21 protein-coding genes are annotated in these 13,504 nt (G+C 47.4%); 14 read left to right on the top strand and 7 right to left on the bottom strand.

What is annotated here, in order from left to right; translation table 11 throughout:
• Positions 1-52: 52 nt before the first annotated feature.
• A complete protein-coding gene (locus H3L97_RS00255) occupies positions 53-1,036 on the top strand; it encodes an IS110 family RNA-guided transposase (protein WP_097114035.1) in 984 nt (327 codons plus the stop codon).
• A 320-nt stretch (positions 1,037-1,356) separates the two neighbouring features.
• On the top strand, positions 1,357-2,259 hold the full coding sequence (locus H3L97_RS00250) for a tyrosine recombinase XerC (protein WP_097114036.1): 903 nt from the start codon (positions 1,357-1,359) through the stop codon (positions 2,257-2,259).
• Positions 2,260-2,272: 13 nt separating this feature from the next.
• Here H3L97_RS00250 and nqrM read toward each other — a convergent pair whose 3' ends face one another.
• Genes nqrM through H3L97_RS00235 form a run of 3 tightly spaced genes read right to left on the bottom strand, consistent with a single transcriptional unit; the run spans position 2,273 to position 3,393 of the window.
• The gene (nqrM, locus tag H3L97_RS00245; protein ID WP_097114037.1) at positions 2,273-2,470 is read right to left on the bottom strand and encodes a (Na+)-NQR maturation NqrM; all 198 of its coding nucleotides are present in this window, start codon (positions 2,468-2,470) and stop codon (positions 2,273-2,275) included.
• Between the two features lie 49 nt (positions 2,471-2,519).
• A complete protein-coding gene (locus H3L97_RS00240) occupies positions 2,520-2,954 on the bottom strand; it encodes a putative toxin-antitoxin system toxin component, PIN family (RefSeq protein ID WP_097114038.1) in 435 nt (144 codons plus the stop codon).
• Positions 2,944-3,393, bottom strand: a complete 450-nt coding sequence (locus H3L97_RS00235; RefSeq protein ID WP_143269120.1) for a type II toxin-antitoxin system Phd/YefM family antitoxin — start codon at positions 3,391-3,393, stop codon at positions 2,944-2,946. Before H3L97_RS00235 ends, H3L97_RS00240 begins: the two co-directional genes overlap by 11 nt.
• 1 nt (position 3,394) lies before the next feature.
• Here H3L97_RS00235 and H3L97_RS00230 point away from each other — a divergent pair, with 1 nt between their 5' ends.
• The 8 genes from H3L97_RS00230 to speD all read left to right on the top strand — a co-directional run bounded on the left by H3L97_RS00230 (position 3,395) and on the right by speD (position 8,071).
• On the top strand, positions 3,395-3,778 hold the full coding sequence (locus H3L97_RS00230; protein WP_097114040.1) for a DUF350 domain-containing protein: 384 nt from the start codon (positions 3,395-3,397) through the stop codon (positions 3,776-3,778).
• 35 nt (positions 3,779-3,813) lie between these two features.
• Complete coding sequence (locus H3L97_RS00225) at positions 3,814-4,086, top strand: hypothetical protein (protein WP_097114041.1); 273 nt, start codon at positions 3,814-3,816, stop codon at positions 4,084-4,086.
• A gap of 72 nt (positions 4,087-4,158) precedes the next feature.
• Positions 4,159-5,178 (top strand): SPFH domain-containing protein, encoded by a 1,020-nt coding sequence (locus H3L97_RS00220; protein WP_097114087.1) that lies wholly within the window; start codon positions 4,159-4,161, stop codon positions 5,176-5,178.
• Between the two features lie 104 nt (positions 5,179-5,282).
• Entirely contained in the window at positions 5,283-5,498 is a 216-nt protein-coding gene (locus H3L97_RS00215) for a hypothetical protein (RefSeq protein WP_097114042.1), read from the top strand.
• Complete coding sequence (locus H3L97_RS00210; RefSeq protein ID WP_097114043.1) at positions 5,488-5,904, top strand: type II toxin-antitoxin system VapC family toxin; 417 nt, start codon at positions 5,488-5,490, stop codon at positions 5,902-5,904. Before H3L97_RS00215 ends, H3L97_RS00210 begins: the two co-directional genes overlap by 11 nt.
• A gap of 51 nt (positions 5,905-5,955) precedes the next feature.
• Positions 5,956-7,482 (top strand): DUF4178 domain-containing protein, encoded by a 1,527-nt coding sequence (locus H3L97_RS00205; protein ID WP_179655807.1) that lies wholly within the window; start codon positions 5,956-5,958, stop codon positions 7,480-7,482.
• A 32-nt stretch (positions 7,483-7,514) separates the two neighbouring features.
• On the top strand, positions 7,515-7,697 hold the full coding sequence (locus tag H3L97_RS00200) for a hypothetical protein (protein WP_097114045.1): 183 nt from the start codon (positions 7,515-7,517) through the stop codon (positions 7,695-7,697).
• Entirely contained in the window at positions 7,694-8,071 is a 378-nt protein-coding gene (gene speD, locus H3L97_RS00195; RefSeq protein WP_097114046.1) for an adenosylmethionine decarboxylase, read from the top strand. Before H3L97_RS00200 ends, speD begins: the two co-directional genes overlap by 4 nt.
• 8 nt (positions 8,072-8,079) lie before the next feature.
• Here the strand turns inward: speD and alr are convergent, their stop codons facing one another.
• Positions 8,080-9,138, bottom strand: a complete 1,059-nt coding sequence (alr, locus tag H3L97_RS00190; protein WP_097114047.1) for an alanine racemase — start codon at positions 9,136-9,138, stop codon at positions 8,080-8,082.
• Positions 9,139-9,323: 185 nt separating this feature from the next.
• Here alr and rpsP point away from each other — a divergent pair, with 185 nt between their 5' ends.
• The 4 genes from rpsP to rplS are packed head-to-tail and all read left to right on the top strand — an operon-like array spanning position 9,324 to position 11,236.
• A complete protein-coding gene (rpsP, locus tag H3L97_RS00185; RefSeq protein ID WP_097114048.1) occupies positions 9,324-9,572 on the top strand; it encodes a 30S ribosomal protein S16 in 249 nt (82 codons plus the stop codon).
• A 9-nt stretch (positions 9,573-9,581) separates the two neighbouring features.
• Complete coding sequence (gene rimM, locus H3L97_RS00180; RefSeq protein ID WP_097114049.1) at positions 9,582-10,091, top strand: ribosome maturation factor RimM; 510 nt, start codon at positions 9,582-9,584, stop codon at positions 10,089-10,091.
• Complete coding sequence (trmD, locus tag H3L97_RS00175; protein ID WP_097114050.1) at positions 10,091-10,840, top strand: tRNA (guanosine(37)-N1)-methyltransferase TrmD; 750 nt, start codon at positions 10,091-10,093, stop codon at positions 10,838-10,840. Before rimM ends, trmD begins: the two co-directional genes overlap by 1 nt.
• A 27-nt stretch (positions 10,841-10,867) precedes the next feature.
• Complete coding sequence (gene rplS, locus H3L97_RS00170) at positions 10,868-11,236, top strand: 50S ribosomal protein L19 (protein WP_097114051.1); 369 nt, start codon at positions 10,868-10,870, stop codon at positions 11,234-11,236.
• Positions 11,237-11,467: 231 nt separating this feature from the next.
• On the opposite strand, the gene dnaQ is transcribed toward rplS, so the two are convergent.
• The 3 genes from dnaQ to H3L97_RS00155 form a co-directional block, all read right to left on the bottom strand.
• Positions 11,468-12,319, bottom strand: coding sequence for a DNA polymerase III subunit epsilon (dnaQ, locus tag H3L97_RS00165; RefSeq protein ID WP_097114052.1), 852 nt, complete (start codon positions 12,317-12,319; stop codon positions 11,468-11,470).
• A 61-nt stretch (positions 12,320-12,380) separates the two neighbouring features.
• The gene (locus H3L97_RS00160) at positions 12,381-12,593 is read right to left on the bottom strand and encodes a hypothetical protein (RefSeq protein WP_097114053.1); all 213 of its coding nucleotides are present in this window, start codon (positions 12,591-12,593) and stop codon (positions 12,381-12,383) included.
• 12 nt (positions 12,594-12,605) lie between these two features.
• The gene (locus tag H3L97_RS00155) at positions 12,606-13,283 is read right to left on the bottom strand and encodes a C40 family peptidase (protein WP_097114088.1); all 678 of its coding nucleotides are present in this window, start codon (positions 13,281-13,283) and stop codon (positions 12,606-12,608) included.
• Positions 13,284-13,504: the final 221 nt, after the last annotated feature.

The raw sequence follows: 13,504 nt of genomic DNA, 5'->3' as shown, positions 1-13,504 counted from the left end.
ACCTGAACAGTATCGTAGGCGTTTGTGCCTGTATATAAGCAAAGGTAATGCTATGAATTATTTAGGAATTGATGTCAGCAAGGCAAAAATTGATTGCTGCTTGATTGTCGGTGAACGCTACTTTCACCGTGTATTTAGCAATAATGTTGCTGGATTTGAAAAATTGTGTGAATGGCTGCTCAAATATGGGGCTGATGTGCATGTTTGCATGGAAGCCACGGGCGTTTACAGCGAAAATGTTGCTGAATATTTGCACGACAAACAATTTATTGTATCAATCGTTAATCCATTGTCCATTAAAAAATTCATTGAAATGGAACTGATTGCGGTCAAAACCGACAAGCAGGACGCGAAAAACATCGCGATTTACTGCAAACGCAATGAGCCTAAACCGCACATTTTTCCTACGTTGTCGGAGCGCAAATTAAAAGCCTTAACCCGACAACTTGACCATTTGAAAGAAATGCACACGGCGCAGAAAAACCGTCTGTTGGTTGCACATGAAGCGACACAAGCATTTATTCAAGACACAATACAGCATTTGGAGCAGCAAATTGTTGATGTTAAGGCTGCCATTGAGCAGCACATTAACGCTGAACCCAGTTTGAAAGAAAAATCCCAGCTTTTAAAGACGATTAGGGGAATAGGCTCGGCAACTGTTCCCCACTTACTCACATTATTTGCCGAGCGTTCATTTCAGAACGCGAAAAAGGTCGTATCCTATTTGGGGCTAAACCCGATTGTGAAACAGTCGGGGCAAAAAAAGACCAAATATATTGCCATTAGCAAGCAGGGAGACAAGCATATTAGAACGGCATTGTATATGCCAGCGATGGTGTGCGCGTTTAGGCTGCCTGAATACCGCGATTTTGTACAAAGATTGAAAGCCAAAGGCAAAACCAATAAACAAATTATTTGCGCGATTATGCGAAAATTGGTGGTGTATTGCTATATTGTGTTGAAAACTGGCGAACCGTTTAAGCAAATTTGCGACGTTGCGCGGAGCTGTAAGGCTGTCAAGGGGGAAGTTTTGTAAAGATTTTTCCCAAAAAATCTTTACGAATACCCCCTTGATAGACTGAAAGCGACCCCACACTCTGCCGTAAGGGCAGGTGGTCAAAGCGCGTGTTTTTTGCGCTTTGTCCCCCTGCCCGCGCGGCGTCGCAAGTGAGACTGGGGGGCGTGGGGGGCTAGACCCCCACATAACTTTGACTTACCACAAAATAACCGTCATAGCCACGAGACTATGACGGTGTTTTTGCTGAATTTTATACCTTTAAATTTCAATAAGTTAAAAACTTACTGAAATTTTATGATTGACAAGGTTCATAACAGTATCTTTTTTGGAAAAATGAAATGGCAAATCACCCTTTTTTTCAATCGCTTGACGCATTTTTGTTGCAACATCAACAACAAAACAAATCCCCCCACACGCTCCAAGCCTATCGCCGCGATTTGCAACAGTTGGCAAATTTGCTGCCTGACAACGCCCCCAATCCGCTCACGCGCAGCCAACTGGTTGCCGCTTTGAAAAAATTGTCGCAACAAAACCTGCATTCGCGCAGTTTGGCACGCAAACTGTCGGTGTGGCGGCAATATTGCCAATATTTGCACCAACAAGGCGCATTGGCAAACGACATCAGCCTAGGCTTGAAAGCCCCCAAAGCCCCCGAACGGCTGCCCAAAGCCATTGAGCGCGAACAGCTCAACCATTTGCTCAACCAAACGCAGCCTGAAAGCACATTAACCGTGCGCGATTTGGCGTTTATTGAATTGTTTTATGGAAGCGGTTTGCGTTTATCCGAATTGAATGCTTTGAATTTTCAAGATATTTTGCTGGACGCAGGCTGGGTCATGGTGCAAGGCAAGGGCAATCGCCAACGCCAAGTGCCCCTTACCCCAAAAAGTGTGCAGGCTTTGCGCGAATATTTGCCCATGCGCGTGGCACAAGCAGATGAAAACGCCCTGTTTACCAGTCGGCACGGCAAGCGTTTGACCACGCGGCAAATTGCCAAGCGTTTGGATTTGTGGGCAAAAAATCAAGGCAGTAACCAACACATTTCGCCACATATGTTGCGCCACAGTTATGCCAGCCATTTGTTGCAAGCGTCTCGTGATGTGCGGGCGGTGCAAGATTTGTTGGGGCACCGCAGCTTGTCCACCACACAAATTTACACCAAATTGGATTTTGACCATTTGGCGCAAGTGTATGACGACACACACCCACGCGCCAAACGCAAGAAAAAATCAGATGATTAAGAACCCGTGTTCGTTAAGATTGATTGGCTTGTTGTTCCAACATTTTGCGGCGTTTGGCGCAGGGCGTGTCGCAATCGCAGACTTTTTCCATGCCCAAAGCGGCAATGCCACCGCAACTGCCCTTGATTTCGCGGCGTTTGAAAATGTAGCCCAGTGCCATGGCGAAAATTACCGCCAAGAAAAATACCAATGTAATCAAAAAAGTTTGCATGATGTGTCTTTCTTCAAATAAAAGGGTTTGTGATGGGGTTGCAGGCAGGCTAGGGCGTGGGTTTGTCTAAAAATGCCCTTGCGGTAATGATTTCCACGCCATGATAGGGATTCATGGCAAGCAAATCTTTTTTGTCGCCTGTAACCAAATAAATGGCGTTTGCAGATAATGCCAGTGATAAAAATTTGTTGTCTTTGGGGTCGGTGCAATCGGTAACTTCATGTATGACTTCAATGATTTGACTGGCTCGTTCCACCAAGGTAATGAATTGCTGCCTGTCATCGGGATTGGCAAAATATTTTAAAAATTTGGGGCGGTTTATCACTTCCACAAATTCATTCATGGTTTCGTGTGAAGCGCATAAAATGTATTCATCTTTTGCTTTTTCAATCACTTGGCGTAAAATGGAATGGGGCAAAATGACCGCACTAATCAAAATATTGGTATCAATGACCACATGGCGTTTGAAAGGCTTATTGGGCATTTTGTTTCAAATTTTCCTGATAAATGGCTTCACGTTCTTCTTCAATCAAGCGGCTGATTTCAGCCAGCTCTTCATAGCTAGCGGGTGGGGTATGGCGAGCGCGTTCGTTTAAAAAAGCACAAAATTGGTTGGCATGGTATTGGCGCATGGCTGCCATGCCTTCGTCATAATTCACCAACATCATGGTGGGGCGACCCGATTGGGTAATCACCACAGGTTCGTGGCTTTTGACCCTGTCTGCAATTTCGCCAAATTGGGCTTGAATTTTTTGTGAGCTGACAATGTACATGATATTTTCTCCGCAAAATAAGTCAATCACATCGCCATTGTAGAGAACACCACCAAAAGCCGCAATCACAAATCGCCACGCAGCCGTTTTTCGGTTGAAGTGTCCGCATTGATGGCGGTAGAATGCGGCATGATTTTTTGGAGAAAACAATATGGTTTTTTTGTATTTTGCTTATTTAATCGTGGCATTGGTTATGGTGGGGATTTTTGCCCTTGTTTACGAAAAAATCACGCCACCGCGTGAAATCCTGTTGATTAAAAACGGTAATTTGGCTTGTGCCTTGTCATACGGTGGGGCGATTATTGGTTTTTGTACCGCGCTGGTGTCGGCAATGGCGCACAGTGTGGGTTTGTTGAATTTTGTGTTGTGGGGGATTTTGGCGGCGGCGGTGCAAATTGGCTTGTTTTTTGTGGCGATTCGCATTATTCAGGGCGCGGTGGCGGAATTGGAAGCCAATAATGTGGCGGTGGGGGCATTTTTGTGTGCTTTGTCCATTGGGATTGGTTTGCTCAATGCGGCGTGTTTGATGGGCTAAAAGCATTTTTTTAGGCAGCCTGAAAGGGAAATCAAATGGATTTTATCCACGCTTTTTGCACGCTTTTTTTGAAATATGCGTTCAGTTTTTTCAGCTTTTTTGGTTTGAGCGAAAACGAAGAAACTTTTTGCTACCACACGGCGCGAAAACTTGTCCCGATTTTGACTTTGGGCTTGTTTCGCGTGGAAAGCTATGAAAATTCACAATTATTGGATTGGCGCACCTTATCCATTTCATTTGCCGAAAATTTGGGCTTTGTATTTTGGCTGTGTATTTTTATGACGATTTTGGCGGCATTGGGCTGGTAAATTCGCCTTTTCAGGCAGCCTGAAACCCTGTTTTTAAATTAAAAATGATTGAAAATAAAGGAAAACATCATGATTATGAATTTTATCCGCAAACAATTTATTGACGTGATTCAATGGGAAAACCCCGATGAAAACACGCTGGTGTGGCGTTTCCCCGTTGCCGACCAAGAAATCCAAAACGGTGCAAGCCTGACCGTGCGCGAAAGCCAAGCCGCCATGTTTGTGGACGAAGGCGTAACCGCAGACGTGTTCCGCGCAGGGCGTTACACGCTGACCACGCAAACCTTGCCCGTTTTGACCAATTTGAAAAATTGGGACAAACTCTTCCAATCGCCATTTAAATCAGATGTTTACTTTTTCAACACGCGCCAACAAATCGGCAGACGTTGGGGAACCGCCCAACCCGTTACCGTGCGCGACAGCGAATTTGGCATTGTGCAACTGCGCTCGTTTGGCATGTATTCGTATCGCATTGCCGACCCTGCCGTGTTTTTCAACGAAGTGTCGGGCGTGGTGGAAAGCTATTCGGGCGAACAGCTTGAATTGCAATTAAAAAACATTGCCATGACCCAACTTGCCACCGCCTTTGCCACATCGGGCGTGCCGTTTTTGGACATGGCGGCAAACCAAGTTTTCTTGTCGCAAAAAATGGTGGAATTGCTGAAACCTGAATTTGCCAAATTGGGCTTGACGCTGGAAAATTTCACGGTAGAAAGCATTACGCTGCCTGAAAAAGTCCAAGCCGCTTTGGACAGCCGCATGAGCATGGGCATTGTGGGCGATTTGGGCAAATACACGCAATTTCAAACCGCGCAAGCCATTCCGATTGCCGCGCAAAACGAAGGCGGCATGGCAGGGATAGGCGCAGGTTTGGGCGTGGGCGCGGGGATTGGTCAGGCGATGGCTGGCGCAATGGCAGGCATGATGTCGCCACAAAATCAGCCAAATCAAACCGTTCAGGCAGCCGCGCCCCAAAGCGATGAGCCACAAGCCAAATTGACCAAACTCAAAACCTTGTTGGACAATGGTTTAATCTCGCAAGACGATTATGACGCGGCGAAAGCGGAAGTGTTGAAACAGTTGATTGGGTAAATTTGTAGGGTGTGTGCCACATACCAAGTTTTTGAATGTTTGGGAAATTCGGTGCGCACTACACCCGTTTTCAGGCAGCCTAAAACGCATTTTTGGAGCAAAACATGATTATTGATTTACCTTTGCACGTTGAACAAATGATTGTCCACGAAGCGCAAAAACAAGGCGTGAGCGTGGCGGAATTGATTACGCAAAAATTCAAATCCGATTACCCCAAAGGCGACATTCGCCGTCTCAAAGGGATTGTGAAAACCGAAAAAGTCGCCAGCATAGATGAAATCAATCAAGCCATTGAACTTGGGGCGGTGTATGGCGAATAAAACGGGCATAGACACCAATGTTTTGGTGCGCTATTTAACGCAAGATGATGATGTTCAAGCCAAAATCGCCAGCGATTTTCTGGAAAATTTAACATTGGAAAATCAAGGTTTTATCAATAATGTGGTGATAGTGGAATTGATTTGGGTTTTGTCTCGCCATTATCAAAAATCACGCGAATACATCGCCATGATTTTAGATGAAATATTGTGTATACCTGTTTTTTCTTTTGAAAACAAAATCTTATTAATGGAGATTTTGCATGTTTACAAAAACAGCCATGCCGATTTTTCAGATATTTTAATTCGCAAAATCAATGAATTAAATGATTGCCAACAAACCGTAACCTTTGATAAAAGGGCGTACAAACAAGCTGGCATGATGGCATTAACATCTGATTTAAAATAATTTATTTTTTGTCCGCTAGGACTTTCAGGCAGCCTGAAAGGTAAATGAATAATGTCCGAACCCCTTTTTCACACATCTTGTCCCAGTTGCGGTGCGCCCGTCCACGTTCATTCCGCCACGGCGGTTACGGTGGTGTGCGGCTATTGCAACAGCATGCTGGTGCGCCAAGACGACAGTTTGCACGACACAGGGCGCGATTCGGCATTGCTGACCGATTTTTCGCCCCTGCAAATTGGCACAACAGGGCGTTTTGCCGCGCAAGGTTTCACGCTGATTGGGCGATTGCAAGCGCGTTATGAACAGGGCGTTTGGAACGAATGGTATGCGCGTTTTGATGATGGCTCACACGGTTGGCTGTCGGAAGCGGGCGATTTGTATGTGTTTGTTCGTGAAAGTGATTTGACCGTATCGCCCCCCAAATTTGGCAACATACGCGCAGGCGAAACCACCTTGCAAATCGGCAAAATTTTTGTTGCCAGCGATGTGCGCGACATTGTGTTGGAAAATGCTGCCGCGCAAGGCGAGTTGCCGTTCAGGCTGCCTGAAAAACTGGAAAATCGCGTTGCCGATTTTCGTGCCGAAAATCTGTTTTTAACGCTGGATTATGCCACCGAACCGCCCCAATTATTCATGGGCAAAACCGTGCAACTGGCTGATTTGGTGTTGCAAAATCTCAAAGATGAACGCCAAATCCAACAACAGGCAGGCAGCCTGAAAGGTTTGCGCCAAGCCGAAAATTGCCCCAACTGTGGCGGTTCAATTCATTGGGTGGGGGGCGTAACCCAAAACGTGATTTGCCAACATTGTGGCAGCGATTTGGACACGTCCGAAACCCAAGCCCAGTTGCGCCAAGCCAACGCCATGCGCCAAGCACAAGATGCGGCATGGCGCTTGCCATTGGGCAGAGTAGGCAAAATTCGCGGCACAAACTACACCGTCATTGGCGCGGTACGCAAAGAAGAATTGGCGAGCTTGGACGCTTACGCCATCATGCACCATCAAAGCGTGTCTGCCGTGCCACAAGGTTGGTGGGTGGAATATTTGTTGTATTCGCCCCAAAAAGGCTTTTTGTGGTTGGTGGAAGTGCCTGATGATGGTTGGTACGTTTCCACCACGCTCAATCATTTTCCCATTTTAGACAAAAATTTACAGCCACAAGGCGCAAGCAAACTCTATGCCTATGGCGGTCGCGTGAGTTATGCCGCAGGCGCGTTTTACTGGCACATACGCGCAGGCGATGTGAACCACTACACCGATTACGCGCAAGGTGGCGCAAAATTGTGTGCCGAATTGTCGCCAAATGAATGGGCGTGGAGCCGCAGCGTGGCAATGACACCGCATGAATTGAGCGCGTTTGGATTGAGTGTCAATCAGCAAGCCCGCCCCATTAAGGTTAAGACAGGGCAAGATGAACCCATTCCCAGCCAATGGCGTTGGATTGCGGTGGGGGTGTTTGTCATCATCAATTTGCCTGCTTGGTTGGGCATGTCGGGCGATGATTTGGTGTTTTCGGCGATTGTCAGTTTTGTTGTTTTGCGTTTTGTGTTCAGCTATGGCAAGCAAGATGAAGATGAATAAGACATTGTTTGATATTTAAAAAAGGAGATGAAATGGGCAGAACGGGTTTTGTTTTGATTGCGGTGTTGGCGATTGTGGTGGGCACGGTCATCAATTACAGCATTGCCAGCGACAGCAGTCATGGCGGTGGTGGCGGTCGCCTTTCGCGCGGTTATGCGGGGGGCGGTGGCAATTATTCGGGCGGTTCGGGTGGCTGGGGCGGTGGACACAAATGACATCGCACATTGCCGCTTTGGGGCAACACATTTTGTTGGATTTATACGCTTGCCCCGTTGAGATTTTGCGCGATGTGCCAACTTTGCAAAACGCGCTGATTCAGGCAGCCCACGCCGCGCAAGCACAGATTTTGTTTCAACATTTTCATCACTTTGGTGGCGATGCTGGTGTAACGGGTGTGTTGCTGCTGGCAGAATCGCACATCAGCATACACACTTGGACGGAACACCAATTTGCCGCTGCCGACATTTTCGTATGTGGCTCACACAGCAATGCGCAGCTTGCCAGTGAAGTGTTGATACGCGGCTTGCAAGCTCAACATCATGATTTGAAAATGCAATTTCGGGGCGATTTGCGTTTTCAGGCTGCCTGAAAAGTGATTTAGCTGATGTAAACTTTTTTGGCGCGTTTCACATTGCACACCACTTCATAAGCAATCGTGCCAGCCGCCGCCGCCACTTCGTTTACCGAAATCACATCGCCAAACAATTCCACCACATCGCCCACACCTTCGTGGCTGTCGTTCAAATCCACCGTCAGCATATCCATGGAAACGCGCCCGATGATTTTGGTACGCAAACCCTTTACCGCAACAGGCGTATCGCTGGACGCGCGGCGCGGATAACCATCGGCATAACCACACGCCACCAAACCCACGCGTGTGGAGCGTTTGGTGTAAAAAGTCGCGCCATAGCCAATGGGTTCATGCGGTTGCAACACACGTTCTGCAAAAACTTGGCTGCTCAAACGCATAACGGGTTTCAGGCTGCCTGAATGCTCCGACACAGGCGCAATGCCATACAGTGCCAAGCCAGCCCGTCCCCAATCGCGGCGTGTTTCAGGATAGCGCAACATGGCAGCAGAGTTGGCAAGACTGCTTTCGCCAGTCAAGCCATCGCAAGCCAAATCAAAGGTTTCCACTTGCATGTCGGTCATGCCGCGTTCGGTTTCATCGGCGCAAGCAAAATGCGTCATTTTCACAATTTTTGCCACTTTATTGCTTTGCGACAAAGCCGTGTGTGCCGCCGCAAAATTGTGCGGAAAAAAGCCCGCGCGGTGCATACCCGAATCCATTTTCAGCCAAACGGTAGCAGGTTTTTGCCAATCGTGAGCCAAGAGTTGTTCCAACTGTGCTTGATGATGCACCACCGTCCACAAATCCCATTTATCAACCAAATCATATTCTTGTGCTTCAAACACCCCTTCCAGCAGCAAAATGGGTTTGGTGATTTGGTTTTCGCGCAACTCAATCGCCTCTTCCAAACACGCCACCGCAAAACCATCGGCAATGTCGTGCAAGGCTTGGGCGCAGCGCACCGCACCGTGTCCATAAGCATTTGCCTTGACCACCGCCAAGAGCTTGTTGCCATGGATTTTTTTGAGCGTAAGGTAATTTTCACGCAGATAATTTAAACGAATTTCGCAAATAAGTGGACGCATGATGATTTCCTTTCAGGCAGCCTGAAAACAAAAGATAAAGGGGAAAGATGAACAATTTTAATGCTTTTCAGGCAGCCTGAAAACAGAATTTGCCCCAAAAAATCAAATAACACTTGCCTAAACCCCATCAAACACACTAAAATAGACAGTTTGATTATTGACCTAATTTTTCAAGGATTTTAAACATGGTAGTGATTCGTTTAGCCCGTGGCGGCTCCAAAAAACGCCCTTTTTACAACATCATCGTAACCGACAGCCGCAGCCGCCGCGATGGTCGTTTCATTGAGCGCGTGGGCTTTTACAACCCCGTAGCCAACGACAAACAAGAGCGCGTTCGCATTGCCGCCGACCGTTTGAACCACTGGATTGGTCAAGGCGCACAATTGAGCGAATCTGTGGCGAAATTGGTTAAAGAACAAAAAGTTGCAGCTTAATTAACCACAATGAGCAACACAGAAAACTGGGTGGCAATGGGCTACATCAAAGGCGCATTTGGCGTAAAAGGCTGGCTGAAAGTCCAGCCCAGCACCGAATACACCGATAGCCTGTTGGATTACCCACAATGGCGTTTGAGCAAAGGCAAAGACGTGCAAATGGTGGAAATTGAGGCAGGCAAAGCCGCAGGCGATGAGCTGCAAGTCAAATTCAGCCATGTGAACGACCGTGATGTTGCCGCCTTGTTGCGTGGCTACACCATTGAAATTCCACGCGAATCATTTGCCGAAACCGAGGAAGACGAATACTATTGGGCAGACTTGGTTGGCATGAACGTCATCAACCGCGAACAAATCGCCTTGGGCGAAGTGGTCAAATTGATGGAAACAGGCGCACACGATGTGTTGGTGGTGCGTGGCGAACACGGCGAAAAGCTGATTCCCTTTGTTTCACAATACATTGACGAAGTGCAGAAAGCGCAAAAAATCATCATTGCCGATTGGGGCTTGGATTACTGATGAAAATTCAAGCCATTACGCTTTTTCCCGAGATGTTTCAAAGCATTACCGAATATGGCGTAACAGGTCGGGCGCACAAGCAGGGCATTTGGCAATTTGCCGCCATCAACCCACGTCAGTTTGCCGATAATAAATTGGGCTACATTGACGACCGCCCTTTTGGTGGCGGTGTGGGCATGGTGATGATGGCAGAGCCATTGCTTAAAGCCATTGATTTGGCAAAACAAAATTGTTCAGGCAGCCTGAACAGCAGTCGTGTGATTTATTTGAGTCCACAAGGCGCACCGCTCACACACAATAAAGTGAAGTCATTGTCTGAATTGGATAATTTGATTTTGTTGTGTGGTCGCTACGAAGGCGTAGATGAGCGCGTGTTGCAACACGGTGTGGACGAAGAAATCAGCATAGGCGATTTTGTGGTGTCGGGTGGCGAGTTGCCTGCCATGATGTTGATGGATGCGGTTTTGCGCCTTGTTCCCAAGGTGTTGGGCGAAATGGCCTCGGCAGAGCAAGATTCTTTTGCCGATGGTTTGTTGGATTATCCACATTACACGCGCCCAGCAGTTTTTCAAGGCATGGCGGTGCCAGAGGTTTTGACTTCGGGCAATCATGCTTTGATTGCGGCTTGGCGGTTGGAACAATCGCTGCGCCGTACTTTCTTGCGCCGACCCGATTTATTGGCAAAGCGCGTTTTACTCCCACAGGAAATTCAACTTTTGCAAAAAATTCAAAGCGAAAGCACTGAATAATCCATATTATATTAAGGAACTTTTCACATGAATTTGATTGATATTTTAGAGCAAGAAGAAATCGCTCGTTTGAACAAAGACATTCCCGAGTTTGCCCCTGGCGACACCGTGGTGGTGTATGCGCGTGTGGTAGAGGGCAACCGTACCCGTTTGCAAGCCTATGAAGGCGTTGTGATTTCACGCAAAAATCGCGGTTTGAACAGCAACTTCATCGTGCGCAAAATTTCCAATGGCGAAGGCGTTGAGCGTACTTTCCCATTGTATTCGCCTCGCGTAGAAAAAATTGAAGTGAAACGCCGTGGTGATGTACGCCGTGCGAAATTGTACTACTTGCGTGGCTTGACGGGTAAAGCAGCGCGCATTAAAGAAAAATTGCCTGCGCGTAAACAAGCTTAATTTTTCGCATAAGCAAAAACCATTTAATCCTTTGGGGTTAAATGGTTTTTTTGTTTTCAGGCTGAAACCTTTGCAAAACTCGATTTGTAGGGGCAGATTTTATATCTGCCCCGTTTAGGTTCGCAGAAATTTTCATTTTTATCAATAAATTGAAAAAAGGGCGGATATGAAATCCGCCCCTACGTCAGTTTAAAAGTAGGTTTTGCAAAGGTTTCAGGCTGCCTGAAAAGTTTAATTGGCGGCAAATTCGTCCAAATATTCGTCTTCATCATCGTCATCATCGGGTTCGGGCGGAGGCGGTTCGGTGGCGATGATTTCGTTGTCGGCAAGGGCGTATTCGCTGAACTGGCGATACACGCATTTGCCGCCTGATGATTTGTCTAAACCTGATAAATATTGGTGATGTAAGCTGTTTTCTTCTTCATCGGCATTGATGATTTTCAGGTATTCGGGGCGGGGTTCAGGCTGGCTGAATGCGATTTCTGATGTGGCGGTGGTGTGGTCGCTTGGGTTTTCTTCTTCTAAATCATCAACCAAGCTGTATTGGGTGCGCGTCATGGCAAGGTAAACTTCGCCCAGCAGTTCGCAGTCTATGAGTGCGCCGTGGAAAATGCGTTTGCTCCTGTCCACGCCCAAGCGGTTGCACAATGCGTCCAGATTGTTTTTTTGTCCTGCATAGCGTTGGCGTGCCATTTCCAGCGTGTCCACCACTTCGCAAATGGTTTCTACGCGCGGCAAGCCGACTCGCGCAAATTCGGCATTGAGAAAGCCCACGTCAAATTTGGCGTTGTGGATAATCAGCTCGGCACCTTGAATGTAATCAAAAATGTGTTGGGCGACTTCGGCAAAGGTGGGTTTGTCCAACAATTTGTCCAGCGTTAAGCCGTGTACTTTGGCGGCATCTTCGGGAACATCGCGTTGGGGATTGATGTACAAATGCAAATTGTTGCCCGTGTATTGGCGATTGACCATTTCCACGCCTGCAAATTCCACCATGCGGTCGGGGTTTTCGGCTGCGCTGTGTTCAAAGCCTGTGGTTTCGGTGTCAAGGAAAATTTGTCGCTTGTGTTGATGATTTTGCATGGTTTTTCCTTTGAAAATGAGATTCAGGCAGCCTGAAATGCGATTTCGGCTGCCTGTGTGTTCAACGATAGGGGTTTTCCAAATGGGCGACCAAATCCAACAGATATTGTCGGACTTGCTGTTCATTGCAACCCATGAGTAGGGCATCTTCCAATGCGTCTTGGGCGATTTGGTGCAATTCGGTCATGTTTTGGGTCATGACTTTGATTTTTTCGGTACAGGCGATGATTTCGCCATTGTCGCCGTGCCATTTGGGTATTTGGGGCATTGCCATGATTTCAATCCATCAGTTGCGAATGAAATTTTGTGCGTTATTGCGTTTAACGCGGCGGGCGGTTGCGTAGCGCGCGCTCCAATATTTGTTGTTGAGGTTGGTGATTTCAATGCGTTTGCCCGTGCGTGGCGCGTGAATGAAACGACCGTTGCCCACATACATGCCAACGTGTGAAATGCGTTTGCCCGATGTGCGGAAAAACACCATGTCGCCAGCCTGTAAATTGGCGCGGCTGACTTGTACGCCTGCGGTGGCTTGTTGGGCGGCGGTGCGCGGCAGGTTTACCGCAAACGCTTTTTGAAACACATATTGCATGAAACCACTGCAATCAAAGCCGCGTGGGGTGGTGCCGCCAAAACGGTATGCCACGCCAATAAAGCCCATGGCGTTGGAAATCAGGTTGTCGGCATCGCTTTTGCTGTTGGCAGGTGGGCTGCTGAATGTGGCGGTGTTGCTGGGGGCAGCAATGTTGAAACGGCTGCTGCTTGCATTGGTGTTTGCGCTGTTTTGAATGAGTCGGTTTAAGCCTTCTTCATCGCGTTGTGGGGCGGGGCTGCTTTGTTGCTGTCGCTGGCGCAAAAGTTGATTGAGTGGGTCGTCTGGTTCGGCGGCAACTTGGGTTGCGCTGCCCAAAAGCATCAGGCATAAAGCAATGCGTAAGGTGCTGTTTAGGTTTTTAAATTTGTTCATTTTAAAATTTTTTGGGAAAAAATATTCGGAATTATAGCCCAACTCCATTGGGCAAATTGTTGTGGACTGTTATATTTTGTAAACGAATTGTATGCGCGATTTTGCCAAAAAGCCAGATGATTTGGGCGCAAAAGGGTGGCATTTTGGCGCAAAATGGGGGTGTTGCCCTTGCAGGCAGGCTGCCTGAAAGTTTATCGTGCCGTATAATGGTGTTTTTGGAT

Origin of the sequence: Alysiella filiformis (genome assembly GCF_014054525.1) — a bacterium.
GTDB lineage: Bacteria > Pseudomonadota > Gammaproteobacteria > Burkholderiales > Neisseriaceae > Simonsiella > Simonsiella filiformis.
Note: the sequence above shows the minus strand (reverse complement) of the source record. Positions and strands in the feature narration are given on the sequence as shown.